Annotated in this window: 10 protein-coding genes; 6 read left to right on the forward strand and 4 right to left on the reverse strand. The window is 72.0% G+C overall.

What is annotated here, in order from left to right; translation table 11 throughout:
- Window positions 1-13: 13 nt before the first annotated feature.
- The gene (locus KG102_RS18280; protein WP_208290129.1) at window positions 14-1189 is read right to left on the reverse strand and encodes a glycoside hydrolase family 3 N-terminal domain-containing protein; all 1176 of its coding nucleotides are present in this window, start codon (window positions 1187-1189) and stop codon (window positions 14-16) included.
- 228 nt (window positions 1190-1417) lie between these two features.
- Here KG102_RS18280 and KG102_RS18285 point away from each other — a divergent pair, with 228 nt between their 5' ends.
- Entirely contained in the window at window positions 1418-4588 is a 3171-nt protein-coding gene (locus KG102_RS18285) for an HAD-IA family hydrolase (protein WP_208290128.1), read from the forward strand.
- 10 nt (window positions 4589-4598) lie between these two features.
- Here the strand turns inward: KG102_RS18285 and fgd are convergent, their stop codons facing one another.
- Window positions 4599-5615, reverse strand: coding sequence for a glucose-6-phosphate dehydrogenase (coenzyme-F420) (gene fgd / locus KG102_RS18290; RefSeq protein ID WP_208214713.1), 1017 nt, complete (start codon window positions 5613-5615; stop codon window positions 4599-4601).
- A 114-nt stretch (window positions 5616-5729) separates the two neighbouring features.
- Between fgd and KG102_RS18295 the strand changes: the two genes are divergently transcribed.
- A complete protein-coding gene (locus KG102_RS18295) occupies window positions 5730-6056 on the forward strand; it encodes a hypothetical protein (protein WP_208290126.1) in 327 nt (108 codons plus the stop codon).
- A gap of 12 nt (window positions 6057-6068) precedes the next feature.
- Here the strand turns inward: KG102_RS18295 and KG102_RS18300 are convergent, their stop codons facing one another.
- Window positions 6069-6926: a helix-turn-helix domain-containing protein gene (locus tag KG102_RS18300; protein WP_208290125.1), complete on the reverse strand. Its 858-nt coding sequence runs from the start codon at window positions 6924-6926 to the stop codon at window positions 6069-6071.
- 103 nt (window positions 6927-7029) lie between these two features.
- Between KG102_RS18300 and KG102_RS18305 the strand changes: the two genes are divergently transcribed.
- Window positions 7030-7713 carry an SDR family NAD(P)-dependent oxidoreductase gene (locus KG102_RS18305; RefSeq protein ID WP_208290124.1) on the forward strand — a complete coding sequence of 228 codons (684 nt, stop codon included), beginning with the start codon at window positions 7030-7032 and terminating at the stop codon, window positions 7711-7713.
- Between the two features lie 4 nt (window positions 7714-7717).
- Here KG102_RS18305 and KG102_RS18310 read toward each other — a convergent pair whose 3' ends face one another.
- Window positions 7718-8827 (reverse strand): DNA glycosylase AlkZ-like family protein, encoded by a 1110-nt coding sequence (locus tag KG102_RS18310; protein ID WP_208290123.1) that lies wholly within the window; start codon window positions 8825-8827, stop codon window positions 7718-7720.
- 89 nt (window positions 8828-8916) lie between these two features.
- On the opposite strand from KG102_RS18310, the gene KG102_RS18315 reads away from it, so the two are divergent.
- The 3 genes from KG102_RS18315 to KG102_RS18325 all read left to right on the forward strand — a co-directional run bounded on the left by KG102_RS18315 (window position 8917) and on the right by KG102_RS18325 (window position 14411).
- Complete coding sequence (locus tag KG102_RS18315) at window positions 8917-10623, forward strand: GMC family oxidoreductase (protein WP_208290122.1); 1707 nt, start codon at window positions 8917-8919, stop codon at window positions 10621-10623.
- A 137-nt stretch (window positions 10624-10760) separates the two neighbouring features.
- Window positions 10761-12857, forward strand: a complete 2097-nt coding sequence (locus tag KG102_RS18320) for a family 43 glycosylhydrolase (protein WP_213363014.1) — start codon at window positions 10761-10763, stop codon at window positions 12855-12857.
- Window positions 12858-12923: 66 nt separating this feature from the next.
- Entirely contained in the window at window positions 12924-14411 is a 1488-nt protein-coding gene (locus KG102_RS18325; RefSeq protein ID WP_213363015.1) for an endo-1,4-beta-xylanase, read from the forward strand.
- The last annotated feature ends 18 nt before the right edge of the window (window positions 14412-14429 follow it).

Below are 14429 nucleotides of genomic sequence, written 5' to 3' on the forward strand. Positions count from 1 at the left end.
GACGACCGTTCCGTCAGTCCGTGATCAGGGTCGGCAGGTCCACGTCGAGGCAGGACATCGCCATCGGGTCCCCGCCCGCGAGCGCGGTCACCCGCGCAGCCGCCTCGGACAGCCGCTCCTCGGGCAGCCCTCCCGCGTGCACCGCCGCGACGAGGGCGTCCCGCATCCGCACGGCGTTGCGGCCGTCGGTCGTGAGCACGGCGTCCGCGCCCGCCCCGACCGCGGCGACGGCGGCGGCCGGGAAGTCCCAGCGCAGGTTGACCGCGCCCATGCCGACGGAGTCGGTGATCGCGACGCCCTCGAAACCCATCTCCCGCAGCAGCGCGTAGGCGCGTGGGCTCAGGGAGGCGGGCAGGTCCGGGTCGAGGGCCGCGTACTGCAGGTGGTTGAGCATCACGACGGGTGCGCCCGCGTCGATCGCCCGCTGGAACGGGACCAGGTCGGTCGCCCGCAGCTCGTCCACACCCGCCTCGACGAGCGAGGACTCCTCGTGCGAGTCGACGGCCGAGCGGCCGTGGCCGGGGAAGTGCTTCACGGTGGGGGTCACCCCACCGTCGGTCAGGCCCGCCGCGTACGCCAGCCCGTAGTCCGCGGCGATGGCCGGGTCCGCACTGAACGACCGGTCTCCGATGACGCCCCCGGACGGCCCGTCATCGAGGTCCAGGACGGGCGCCAGGTCCAGGTCGACCCCCACACCGGCGAGCGCGGTGCCCGTCGCGGCGGCCCGTGCCCGCACGTCCTCAGGGGTGCCCCGCTGCGCCATCCTGCGCGGCGACGGACCCTCACCGACGACGTCGCGCATGAGTGCGACGCGCCCCGACTCCTCGTCGGTCGAGATCAGGAGCGGCCGGCCGGCCGCACTGCGCAGGCCGGCCGACAGTGCGGCCACCTGCTCACCGGAGGCGACGTTGCTCTCCGAGAGGAAGACGCCCCCGACGCCCAGCGCGATCACCTCCTGGGCGAGCGGCTCACCCGCGTCGCGGATCCCCGGCAGGCCCACGACGAGGGTCGCGGCGGCCCGCTGCTCCAGCGGCGCCGGGGTGCAGGCGGGGGTGGGCGTGGGCGTCGGGGTGGCAGCGACCCGTGCGCGCGTCGGCTCCGCGACCTGCTGGACCGCCGGGTCGTCGAGCGCGACCGCCGCCAGGGACCCCGCGCTGAGGCACCCCACCGCAAGCCCGACGAGCGCCACGAGGCGAACGCGACCGACCCGCCCTCCGCGACGTGCGTGCCGTGGGGAGGGTGCATCGAGGGGTTGTAGCGCCACGCCTGCAGGCTAAGTCGGAGTCAGGGTGCCCGCCCGATCTCCCGGCTGCCCCGGTTGCCAGGGTGTGCCCGAGTCAGGACGATCGGACAAGGCGCTCCGACCCGGCTGAACGGCCAGCCGGGCGGTCGCGGGCGTCGGCCGCGGAGGATCGACATGCCCTCGCCCGTCACACAGCGCGCCTTCGACGCCGTCCTGTTCGACCTCGACGGGGTGCTCACCACCACGCGAACGGTCCACGCGGCGGCGTGGAAGCGCATGTTCGACGAGTTCCTCGCCGAGTGGAACGCCACCCACGGCACCCATCTCGCGCCGTTCGACGAACAGTCGGACTACGCGTCAGCCGTCGACGGCAAGCCCCGCCAGATCGGGGTGCGCGACTTCCTGGCGTCGCGCGGGATCACGCTGCCGCCCGGGACGCCGGACTCACCGGCCGACGAGCTGTCCGAGTGGGGGCTCGGGAACCGCAAGCAGATCCTCGTGGAGGACGAGATCGCGCGGCACGGGGTCGAGGCGTTCCCCGGGTCGGTCGCGTGGGTCCGCGAGCTCCGGGAGGCCGGGCTTCAGACGGCCGTCGTGTCGAGCAGCCGCAACTGCGAGGCCGTGCTGGAGGCGGCGGGTATCGCCAACCTGTTCGACGCCCGGGTCGACGGCGAGACCTCGCTCGAGCTGGGCCTGGCCGGGAAGCCCGCACCGGACGGCTTCCTGGAGGGCGCGCGCCGGCTGGGCACGACGCCGGAACGGACCGTCGTCGTCGAGGACGCGCTCTCGGGCGTGGCCGCCGGCCGGGCCGGAGGGTTCGGGCTCGTCATCGGCGTCAACCGGGACCATCACGCCGACGAGCTGCGCGCGAACGGCGCCGACATCGTGGTCGACGACCTCGGCGAGATGCTGGCACCCCCCGACGACGCGGTGCACCGCTCCGGACCTCGCCGCCATCATCTGCTGGCAGCGGCGCGGCGCATCATCGCCACGTACGGCGAGTACCCGGCCGACCCCTGGCGGCTGGTTGAGCGGGCGTACAACCCGGAGTCGGTCCCGCAGACCGAGGCGTTGTTCGCCCTGTCCAACGGCTATCTCGGCATCCGTGGCTCGTTCGACGAGGGAACGCCGTCGTTCAACCCGGGCACCCTGCTCAACGGGTTCCACGAGACGTGGCCGATCGTGTACCCCGAGTCGGCCTTCGGGTTCGCGAAGACGGGGCAGACGATCCTGCCCGTGCCGGACGGCACGACGATCCGTCTGCTCGTCGACGACGAGCCGGTGACGGGCGAGACCACGATGATCGGCGAGTTCGAGCGCGCCCTGGACACCCGCCGCGGGGTGCTGACCCGCACGGTCGTCTACCAGCTGCGCGACGGCCGCCGGTTCCAGGTGCACACCGAGCGCATGGTCTCCCTGGCCCGCCGCCACCTGGCGATGATCCGGTACGAGGTCACCGCGCTGGACGCCCCGGGTCGGCTGCTGGTCGCGTCCGAGCTCGTGACGCCGGCACCAGCGGCCGACGAGGACGCCATGCTGGATCCACGGCGCGGCCGCACGTTCCGTGGTGCGCTCGAGCCGGACGTAGAGCTCGTCGACGGACTGCGCGTGGTGCGGACCTACCGGGCGCCGAGCAGCGGGCTCGCGGTGGCGGCAGGGATGCACCACGTCCTCGACGCCCCGGCAGTCACGCACGTACGCACCTTCGTCGACGCGGCACGGGCGTACGTCGTGGTCGAGGTGGACGCACAGGTCGGGGCACCCGTCGGGCTCACGAAGCTGCTGGCCTACCACTACGGGCCGGAGGACTCCGCGGCGCTGGCCGCGCGCGCGCGGCTCACGCTGCACCAGGCACGGGAGGCAGGACGGGACGTCGTCGTCGAGGAGCACGAGCGTGAGCTGAGCGACTTCTGGCGTCGCAGCGAGATCGTCTGGGAAGGAGCCAGCGCCGCCCAGCAGTCGCTGCACGTCAGCCAGTTCGCGCTGCTGCAGGCGACGTGGCGCAGCGAGGGGCACGGCGTGCCCTCCAAGGGGTTGACCGGGACGGGCTACGAGGGTCACTACTTCTGGGACACGGAGGCGTACATGCTGCCGTTCCTCATCCACACCGCGCCCGACGTGGCACGCAGCCTGCTCATCCACCGCGTCCGCATGCTCCCCGAGGCGCGGCGGCGGGCCGCCGAGGTGGGCTGCTCCGGGGCGCTGTTCCCGTGGCGGACCATCAACGGCCAGGAGGCGTCGGCGTACTACGCCGCGGGCACCGCCCAGTACCACATCAACGCCGACATCGCGTACGCGCTCGGGCAGTACGTCGAGGTCACCGGCGACATCGAGCTGCTGTTCCGGCACGGCGTCGAGCTGCTCGTCGAGACGGCCCGGATGTGGGTGGATCTCGGGTTCTTCTCCGCCCGGCACCAGGGCCAGTTCGTGATCCACAAGGTCACCGGACCGGACGAGTACTCGACGGTCGTCGACAACAACCTCTTCACGAACGTCATGGCCGCCGCGAACCTGCGGGGGGCCGCCGACGCCGTCGCCCGGATGCGGGCGGAGGTCCCCGTGGATTTCCAGCACCTGGTGGAGCGCATCGGGCTCCGTGACGACGAGGAGGGCCGGTGGCGGCGCGCGTCCCAGCGGATGTTCGTCCCGTACGACGAGCTCGCCCGCGTGCACCTGCAGGACGAGAACTTCCTCGAGCTGCCGCTGTGGGACTTCGCCAACACCCCGCCGGACAAGTACCCGCTCCTGCTGCACTTCCACCCGCTGGTCATCTACCGGCACCAGGTCATCAAGCAGGCCGACGTCGTGCTGGCCACGGTGCTGCTGCCGGACCGGTTCACCCCGGAGCAGCGGCGCCGGATCTTCGAGTACTACGACCCGCTGACCACGGGTGACTCGTCGCTGTCCGAGTGCATCCAGACGATCGCCGCCGTGGCCGTCGGCAAGTTCCGCACCGCCGAGGAGTACCTGGTGGACGCGGCCGCGCTCGACACCGCGGACACGGCCGGCAACCTGCGCGACGGCGTGCACGTCGCGTCCGCCGGGGGCACGTGGATGGCACTGGTGCTGGGCTTCGCCGGCTACCGGTGGCGCGGCACCCGGTTCGCCCCGATGCTGCCGACGCGGTGCCGGCTCCTGCGCTTCCCGCTGCGGATCCGCGGCTCGGAGCTCGAGGTGGAGATCCAGGCCGGCCGGGTCACGTACACCGTACGCAGCGGGCCGCCTCTGACCGCGAGCCACTACGGGGAGCCCTTCACCGTGGAGGTCGGCTCGCCCGTGTCGTTCTCCGGCACGTTCCACACGAACGACGCCGACCCGCCGGCCGACGACCAGCAGGATCAGTGAGCCGCCCGCACTACAGCGCCCGCAGGCGTGGCGCAAGGTCGCGCTCGCACAGCTCGAGGAAGCGCCGCTGGTCGTGGCCCGGGGCATGCAGCACCAGGTGGTCCAGGCCGGCCTCGACGTACGGCCGCACCGCCTCGACGACCTCGTCCGGGTCGGAGCCGACGATCCACCGCGACGCGATCTGCTCGATGGGCAGCGCGTCGGCGGCGCGCTCCATCTCGACCGGGTCGGTGATGTCGTGCTTCTGCTCCTTGCTCAGCGCCAGCGGCGCCCAGAAGCGTGTGTTCTCCAGCGCCTGGTGCGGGTCCGGGTCGTACGACACCTTGATCTCGATCATGCGGTCCACCGCGTCGACGTCGCGCCCCGCCGCCTCGGCCCCCTCGCGCACGGCGGGCAGCAGTTTCTCGGTGTACAGCTCCATGCCCTTGCCGGACGTACAGATGAACCCGTCACCCGCACGGCCCGCATAGCGCGCCACGACGGGGCCGCCGGCCGCCACGTAGACCGGCACGCCACCCTCGGGGCGGTCGTAGATCGACGCGTCGTGCGTCGAGTAGTACTCGCCGCGGAAGCTCACGCGGTCTTCGCGCCACAGCGCCCGCATGAGCTCGACCGCCTCGCGCAGCCGCGCGAACCGCTCCTTGAACTCGGGCCAGACCTGCTCTCCCGCCCCCCGGAACCCGGTGGCGACCTCGTTGAGGGCCTCACCGGTGCCGACGCCCAGGAACACACGCCCCGGGTACAGCACGCCGAGCGTCGCGAACGCCTGCGCCAGCACCGCCGGGTTGTAGCGGAACGTCGGCGTCAGCACGCTCGTGCCGATCTGGATCGTGCTGGTCCGCTCACCCACCGCCGCCAGCCACGCGAGCGACGACGGCGCGTGCCCACCCTCGTGTCGCCAGGGCTGGAAGTGGTCGCTCACCGCGACGCTGTCCATCCCGTGCGCCTCGGCCGCCACCGCGAGCTCGACCAGCTCGCGCGGGTCGAACTGCTCCGCCGATGCCTTGTACCCCACTCGGATCGTCACGTCGTCCCTTCCTCCCGGTTTCCTGCTCCAGCTGGTCGCGGCACGTGCCGCGTCGTCCATCGAGCCCATCGTCACGACCTACGGTGGTCCCGTGCACCGACCGTCAGGACACGGATGAGCCGCATCCACACGGCCGTCCCCAGCTACTCCGAGCTGCTCCTGGACCGCAACGACCTGTCCGAGCGCAACCGGGAGTATGTCCTCGTCGTGCTGACGTGCCTGCTCGAAGGGCGCGACCCCAGCGACACCGAGCTCGAGCGCAGCGCTCGTAACGGTGAACGGCGCGCCCTGCAGGGAGTCTCGCAGGTCGCGGTCATCCAGTCCTTCCGGACCGCCGCCGCCGCGTTGGCCGAGCAGGATCAGCGGCGCGGCGCTCCCGGACGACCTGTCGCCGCACGGCGACCACGGCGCTCCTGCGCGCTCACCGGCGAGCGCCGATGATGCCGATCGTCGTCACGTCTGCCTCGCGACATCGCGCTCGCCGGCCGAGGTCGGCAGGGTGGCCGAGGCCAGGAGCGCCAGCCGGTCCGCATCGCCGGAGCCGGCGTCCGGGTGGTAGACGACGAGCATGAGACCGGCGGTGCCGCTGATGGCGAGCCGTTCCCGGTTGAGCGTCATCCCGCCGACCTGGGGGTGGTTGATCCGCAGGGGCGTCCCGCGCTGCCCGCGCACCTCGTGGCGTGCCCAGAGCTGGCGGAACCGCGGGCTCGCCAGCGTGAGCTCGCCGGTCAGCTCGATGAACCGCGGGTCGTCGACGTCGGTGCCCACGGCCTGTCGCAGGTTGGCGACGAAGCACTCGGTGACGTTCTCCCACTCCGGGTGCAACGCCTGCTCGGCCGGGTCCAGGAACAGGTCACGCAGCTGGTTGCCCCCGACGGCCAGCCCCGGCGAGAGCGCGGTCGCCAGGCGGTTGGCGGCCAGGATGTCGAAGTACCGGTCCTCGATGAACGCGGGCTGCGGCAGGGAGTCGAGGAGCTTGAGCATCCCCGCGGGTGGCGTCTCCTTGCGCGGCCGGCGCCTGCGCTGCCGGGGGACCTCGGCGACGAGGGTCATCAGGTGCGCGAAGTGGTCGTCGTCGAGCTGCAGCACGCGGGCGATGGCCTCGAGCACCTGGACGGACGGGTGGCGGTCGCGGCCGCGCTCCAGCCGCAGGTAGTAGTCGGCGCTGATGCCGGCGAGCATGGCGACCTCCTCGCGCCGCAGCCCCGGCACGCGTCGCACACCGGACTCGGGGATGCCGGCCTGCTGCGGCGTCACCAGCTCGCGCCGGGCGCGCAGGTAGGCGCCGAGGGCATTCGTCGACTCGCTCACGTCGTGACCCTAATCCGGCGCGCAGCGGTGAGAGAGGGTCCTGTCACACCCCAGGCTGGGCGGGGCACTGGGTGTGCCGGCGTGCCGCTCCTAGCGTCGAACCATGACCGTCACACTGATCACCGGCGCCAACAAGGGCATCGGATTCGAGACCGCCCGACAGCTCCTGGACCTGGGGCACGACGTCTACATCGGCGCCCGGGACACCGAGCGCGGCAAGAAGGCCGCCGCCGAGCTCGGCGCGCGGTTCGTGCAGCTCGACGTCACCGACGATGTCTCCGTGGCCCGCGCACTGACGGAGATCGACGCGGCCGAGGGCCGCCTCGACGTCCTCGTGCACAACGCGGGCGTCCTGGAGTCCGTGCTCGACGGCCCGTCGGCCCTGCGCGCCTTCGACACCAACGCGGTGGGGATCGTGCGGGTCACCGAGGCCGCGCTGCCGCTGCTGCGCAGGTCGGCCCACCCGAACGTGGTCACCATCTCCAGCAGCGCCGGGTCGTTCTGGGCGGTGAACAACCCCGAGCGGCCGGAGTTCGGTCTGCCGTTCCCGCTCTACTCGGCGTCCAAGGCCGCCGCCACCATGCTGACGGTGCAGTACGCCAAGGCGCACCCGGGCATCAGGTTCAACGCCGTCGAGCCGGGGACCACCGCCACCGACATGACCGCGGCGTTCGGCATCGGGCGTCCGGCGCACGAGAGTGCCCGGGTCGTCGTGCGCCTGGCCACGCTGGACGCGACCGGTCCGACGGGGACGCTTCAGGACGAGACCGGCACCCTGCCCTGGTGAACACCTAGCCGACCGTGACCGTCGTCCGCAGCGGTCGGTCGAGGAGGGAGACCAGCCGAGCGATCCCCTCGTCGAGCGCGTCCGACGCCGGGCGGGTCACGTCGGCGAACAGCGCGAGGTTCAGGTCGTCGTCACTCGTGGACCACGTCCCGACGACGACCCCACCGGCGACCACGATGTTCGCGCCCCGGCTGACCAGCGAGCGGTGCGCGGGCGGGACGACGTCCGGATCCGCGGTGCCCGGACCGAGCACCCACTGGTCGTACGCAGGCAGCAGGCGCACGGTGTCGGTCGGACCGGTCCCGGCGAGCTCGCCGACGTCCTCCGCCAGCACGAACGACGCCGTGCCGTCCACGACGACGGGGGCGAGCCGACCGCTCAGGTCGTCCAGCCACGTCTGGATCCGCTTGCGACCCGCGCTCAGTCCGGCCCCGAGCCAGTACTGCAGGTGGTCGGGCGTCGTCGGACCGTACGCGCGCACGTACGCCTCGATCGCACGTGGACCGGCGTCGGCGAGCTCCGGGACACCCGCCCAGCGCGGGTTGCGGGACAGCGGCCGGAACGTCGGTCGCCCGTCCCGCGGCGGGCCGAAGGCCAGGTCACCCTGCCACGCGAGCGCCTTGAGGAGGGCCCACGGGTCCGCGTCGAAGATCGGACGCAGGTGTCCGTACCGCGACCCGGCGGCCAGCGCCGCGCCCAGCTCGCCGGGAGTCAGCGGGTGGTCGTCGAGGGCCTCGAGGACCGCGGTCCGGAAGTCCGGCCAGTCCTCAGGAGCCAGGCGGTAGTACTCCTGCCAGCTCGGCAGCTCCCACTGGCGGCCGGCCGCCCGCAGCGCGAGGTACGTGCCCCCGTCCTCGGGCGTGAGCAGGTGCACCGCACCGCGGAACGCGAAGGTCCGCAGGATCCGCCCGTCGGCGACGGCCTGGGCCACCTCGCCCGGCCGGGAGGTCTGCTGCCGGCTCCGGATGGCGAGCTCGACGTCGGACTGGGCTGGCACGGCAGTGAGCCGGCGCACGACGTCCTCGGCCGCTGCCGTGCCGACAGGAGCCAGCTGCTGCCGGGACATCCGCCAGGCGAGGGCCTGCGCTCTCGTGACCTCGACCTCTGCCGCCATCCGTCCACCTCCGGGACCAGCGACGGTCGTCGCTGCCCGACAAGGCTATCCTCGGCCTCCCGACCTGCGCCGACGCCTGGGGGTGAGCGATGTCCGACGTGACGGGCCCCCACGTGGTCGTCGTCGGCTCCGGGTTCGGCGGGGCGGTCGCCGCGCTGCGCCTGGCCGAGAAGGGCTACCGCGTCACCGTCGTCGAGGCGGGCCGGCGGTTCACCCCGGAGACGCTGCCGCGCACGTCGTGGGACGTGCGGCGGTTCCTGTGGGCGCCGCGCCTGGGCTGCCACGGCATCCAGCGGATCCATGTCCTGCCGGACGTCGTCCTGCTCGCCGGGGCCGGGGTGGGCGGCGGCTCGCTGGTGTACGCCAACACGCTGTACCAGCCGGACTCGGACGACTTCTACCGTGACCCGCACTGGGCGTCGGTCACCGACTGGCGCAGCGAGCTCGCGCCGCACTACGACCAGGCCCGGCGCATGCTCGGCGTCGTCGAGAACCCGACGGTGACGCCCGCCGACGACGTGGTCCGGGCCGTCGCTCGCGACCTGGGGGTCGAGGGCACCTACCGACAGGCGCCCGTCGGCGTCGTCTTCGGCCCGCCGGGCGCGCCGGTGCCGGACCCGTTCTTCGGCGGGGTCGGGCCGCAGCGCCGCGGGTGCCTGGAGTGCGGCGAGTGCATGACCGGCTGCCGGCACGGTGCCAAGAACACGCTGGAGACCAACTACCTGTGGCTCGCCGAGCGCGCCGGTGCGTCGATCGTCCCCGACACCACGGTCACGTCGCTCGTGCCGCGATCCGACGGGCGCTGGGACGTCGGCACCGTCCCGACCGGCCGGCGCCGGCCGGGCACGACCCTGCTCGCCGACCAGGTGGTCGTCTCCGCCGGTGCCTGGGGTACGCAGGAGCTGCTCCACCGGCTCAAGGCCGACGGCACCCTGCCGCACCTGTCCGACCGGCTCGGTCACCTGACCCGGACGAACTCCGAGGCGCTGGGCGGAGCGGCGCGGCGCGCACGGGTGCCGGGACCGCGCGTCAACAGCGGCGTCGCGATCACGTCGTCGGTGTGGCTGGACGAGCGCACCCACCTGGAGCCGGTGCGCTACGGGCACGGCTCCAACCTCATGGCCCTCCTCGGCACCGTCCTCACCGACGGCGGCGGGCGGGTGCCCCGCTGGGTCCGGTGGCTGGGGCAGGTGGCCCGGCACCCGGCGCACGCACTGTCCGTGCTGACCGGGCTGCGGTCCTGGTCGGACCGCGCCGTCATCGGGCTGGTCATGCAGACCGGCGGCGCATCGCTCACCGTCGGCCCGCGTCGCACCTGGACGCGACGGTGGCGGCTGACGTCGACCCCCGGTGACGACGAGCCCAACCCCACCTGGATCCCGCAGGCCAACGCCGCGTACCGACGGATGGCCCACCACCTGGACGGCATCCCGATGAGCACCCTCGGAGAGGTCGCCGACGTGCCCATGACGGCGCACTTCCTGGGTGGCTGCACGATCGGCGCGGACGCCTCGACCGGGGTCATCGACCCGTACCACCGGGCCTTCGGGTACCCCGGGCTGCACGTCATGGACGGGTCGACCATCTCCGCGAACCTGGGCGTCAACCCCTCGCTCACCATCACCGCGCAGGCCGAGCGGGCGTGCTCCCTGTGGCCGAACGCGGGCGAGACCGACCCGCGACCCGCGATGGGGGAGCCCTACCGGCGGCTCGCGCCGGTCCGCCCGCACCGGCCTGTCGTGCCGGTCCACGCCCGGGCGGCGCTGCCGCTGACGGTGCTGCGCGCGTCGGCCTGACGTTCGACGCCCGCGCCGCATTAATCGTTTTGCACCCGGTCAAGCCGGTATCGCCGCGTGCCACAGTGTCCGAGTCCTGGTGTTAGCGCTAACACGGGGACGCCCTGAGCTCCTCACGTCAGCACCCGGAGACGACCATGAGCGACAACGATGTCGAACGGTCCAGCTTGCGCCCACGCCGGTCCCACGGGCGACGTCGCTCGACGACCGCCCTGCTCACCCTCACCGTCGCCCTGAGCGGGATGGTCGCCATGTCCACCGCGCCGGCGGCGAGTGCCGCGTCGATCGACCCCTCGGCGTCCTACGTGCTGGTCAACCGCACCAGCGGCAAGGCCCTGGACGTGTACAACCTGGCCACCACCGACGGCGCCCGCATCACCCAGTGGTCCCGCAACGACGGCGCCCAGCAGCAGTGGCAGTTCGTCGAGTCCGGCGGCGGCTACTACCGGCTCAAGTCACGCCTGTCCGGCAAGGTCCTGGACATCTCGGGCCGGTCCACCGCCGACGGCGCCGCCGTCATCCAGTGGTCCGACGCCAACTCCACCAACCAGCAGTTCTCCATCCAGGACATCGACGGCTACATCCAGCTCATCGCCCGCCACAGCGGCAAGGCCGTCGAGGTCCAGGGCGCCTCCACCGCCGACGGCGCCAACGTCGTGCAGTACGCCGACTGGAACGGCGCCAACCAGCAGTGGCAGCTGGTCCGCCTCGGCGGCACCACCAACCCGCCACCCACCGGGACGTTCACCAACCCGGTCGTCTGGCAGGACTTCGCCGACGGCGACATCATCCGGGTCGGTGACGCCTACTACTACTCGGCGTCGACCATGCACTACTCACCCGGCGCCCCGATCCTGCGGTCGTACGACCTGGTCAACTGGGAGTACGCGGGGCACTCGGTCCCCCGGCTCGACTTCGACGACAGCGGCTACGACCTCACCGGCGGGCGCAAGTACGTCAAGGGGATCTGGGCGTCGACGCTGGGCTACCGCGCCAGCAACAGCACCTACTACTGGCTCGGCTGCACGGAGTTCAACCGCACGTACGTCTACACCGCCGCCGCGGTGGACGGCGCCTGGTCCAAGAAGGCGCGGATCAACGGCTGCTACTACGACGCCGGCCTGCTGATCGACGACAACGACACGATGTACGTGGCCTACGGCAACGGCACGATCAGCGTCGCCCAGCTCAACGCCGACGGCACGGCGCAGGTGCGCGCGCAGCAGGTGTTCCAGACGCCGTCGAGCGTCGGCACCCTCGAGGGCGCCCGGTTCTACAAGCGCAACGGCTACTACTACATCTGGCTCACCCGGCCGGCCAACGGCCAGTACGTGCTGCGGTCCAGCTCGCCCTTCGGTCCGTACGAGATGCGGCAGGTGCTGCTCGACCTGCCCGGCCCCATCTCGGGCGGCGGGGTGCCGCACCAGGGCGGTCTCGTCCAGACGCAGGCCGGCGACTGGTGGTACATGGCGTTCACCGACGCCTACCCGGGTGGGCGGATGCCGACCCTGGCCCCGATCAGCTGGAGCGCCGACGGCTGGCCCTCCGTGCAGACCGTGAACGGCCGCTGGGGCACCACGTACAACCGGCCCAACATCACGACGACCAAGACGGTCGCGTCGATGATCGGCAGGGACACGTTCGCCGGTCCCGCGCTGGGCCACCGGTGGGAGTGGAACCACAACCCGGACACCAGCCGGTTCAGCGTGAGCAACGGGCTGCGGCTGCAGACCGCCACGGTCACCAACGACCTGTACAACGCCCGGAACACGCTCACGCACAGGATCCAGGGTCCGTCGTCGACGGCGACGATCGAGCTGGACTACTCGGCCATGGCCGACGGGGACCGGTCCGGGCTGGCGATGCTGCGGCAGTCCTCGGCGTGGATCGGCGTGGTCAGGACCAACGGGACCACCCGGGTGGTGATGACCGACGGGCTCACGATGAACAGCTCGTGGGCGACCACCGGCACCGGCGTCGAGCGCGCGTCGGCGGGGGTGTCCGGTGGCCGGATCTGGCTGCGGGCCACGGCCGACATCCGTCCGGGCTCCGGTCGGACCGCGACGTTCTCGTACAGCACCAACGGCACCACGTTCGTGCCGCTCGGCCCCGCCTTCGTCCTGAACAACTCGTGGGAGTTCTTCATGGGCTACCGGTTCGGGATCTTCAACTACGCCACCCAGGCACTCGGCGGAGCAGTGACGGTCCGCAGCTTCGACCTGACTACGCCCTGACCGGGCACGCGGACACCCCCTCGACGGCGCGCGCCCGCGTGCCGTCCCGACAGAGAGCGAGCCACCATGCGCACGACGCCCCCGCAACCGCACCGACCCGGATGGAGGCGGCAGGCGGCAGCGCTCGCCGCCACCACCGGGATGGTGCTCACGATGTTCGTCGCACTGGCCAACCCGGCCCAGGCGGCCTCGACGCTCGGTGCGTCGGCGGCCGAGAAGGGCCGGTACTTCGGCACCGCGATCGCGGCGGGTCGGATGAGTGACTCGACGTACATCGGGATCGCGAACCGTGAGTTCAACATGATCACGGCCGAGAACGAGATGAAGTGGGACGCCACCGAGCCGAACCAGAACCAGTTCAGCTACAGCCGCGGCGACCAGATCGTGAACTGGGCCCGCAGCAACGGCAAGCAGGTCCGCGGCCACGCCCTGCTGTGGCACGCCCAGATGCCCGGCTGGGCGCAGAACCTGTCCGGCAGCGCCCTGCGCAACGCCGCGATCAACCACGTCACCAAGGTCGCGACCTACTACCGCGGCAAGATCCACTCCTGGGACGTGGTCAACGAGGCCTTCGCCGACGACGGTCGCGGCAGCCGTCGCGACTCGAGCCTGCAGCGCACCGGCAACGACTGGATCGAGGCCGCGTTCCGCGCCGCCCGCGCCGCCGACCCCGGCGCCAAGCTCTGCTACAACGACTACAACACCGACGGCATCAACGCGAAGTCCACCGGCATCTACAACATGGTCCGCGACTTCAAGTCCCGCGGCGTGCCGATCGACTGCGTCGGGTTCCAGGCCCACCTCGGCACGAGCATGCCCGGGGACTTCCAGGCCAACCTGCAACGCTTCGCCGACCTGGGCGTGGACGTGCAGATCACCGAGCTCGACATCCAGCAGGGTGGCAACCAGGCCAACATGTACGCGGCCGTGACCAACGCCTGCCTCGCCGTCTCACGCTGCACCGGCATCACCGTGTGGGGCGTGCGCGACTCCGACTCCTGGCGCACCGGAGCCAACCCCCTGCTCTTCGACGCCTCCGGCAACAAGAAGGCCGCCTACACCTCCGTCCTGAACGCCCTCAACGCCGGCAACAACGGTGGCGGCGACGGCGGCTCGTCGTCGATCGACACCGGCGCCTGGTACGTGCTGGTCAACCGCAACAGCGGCAAGGCGCTGGACGTGTACAACCTGGCCACCAACGACGGTGCCCGCATCACCCAGTGGAGCCGGAACAACGGCAACCAGCAGCAGTGGCAGTTCGTCAGCACCGGCGACGGGCACTACGAGATCCGGTCCCGGCTCTCGGGCAAGAACCTGGACGTCTCCGCCAGGTCCACGGCAGACGGCGCCGCCATCGTGCAGTGGACCGACAACAACGGTGCCAACCAGCAGTGGCGCGCCACCATCACCGACGGGTACGCCACGTTGATCAGCCGCAACAGCGGCAAGGCCCTCGAGGTGCAGGGCGCCTCGACGGCGGACGGCGCCAACATCGTGCAGTACAGCAGCTGGAACGGCGCCAACCAGCAGTGGCAGCTCGTCCGCGTCGGCTGACCGACACCCGCACCAGGG

The sequence above is a fragment of the Cellulomonas fengjieae genome, from assembly GCF_018388465.1.
In the GTDB taxonomy this organism is placed as follows: Bacteria; Actinomycetota; Actinomycetes; order Actinomycetales; family Cellulomonadaceae; genus Cellulomonas; species Cellulomonas fengjieae.

Coding starts and splice junctions, on each gene's coding strand:
- KG102_RS18285 (WP_208290128.1), top strand. CDS start 1,418: ATGCCCTCGCCCGTCACACAGCGCGCCTTCGACGCCGTCCTGTTCGAC.
- KG102_RS18295 (WP_208290126.1), top strand. CDS start 5,730: ATGAGCCGCATCCACACGGCCGTCCCCAGCTACTCCGAGCTGCTCCTG.
- KG102_RS18305 (WP_208290124.1), top strand. CDS start 7,030: ATGACCGTCACACTGATCACCGGCGCCAACAAGGGCATCGGATTCGAG.
- KG102_RS18310 (WP_208290123.1), bottom strand. CDS start 8,827: ATGGCGGCAGAGGTCGAGGTCACGAGAGCGCAGGCCCTCGCCTGGCGG.
- KG102_RS18315 (WP_208290122.1), top strand. CDS start 8,917: ATGTCCGACGTGACGGGCCCCCACGTGGTCGTCGTCGGCTCCGGGTTC.
- KG102_RS18320 (WP_213363014.1), top strand. CDS start 10,761: ATGAGCGACAACGATGTCGAACGGTCCAGCTTGCGCCCACGCCGGTCC.
- KG102_RS18325 (WP_213363015.1), top strand. CDS start 12,924: ATGCGCACGACGCCCCCGCAACCGCACCGACCCGGATGGAGGCGGCAG.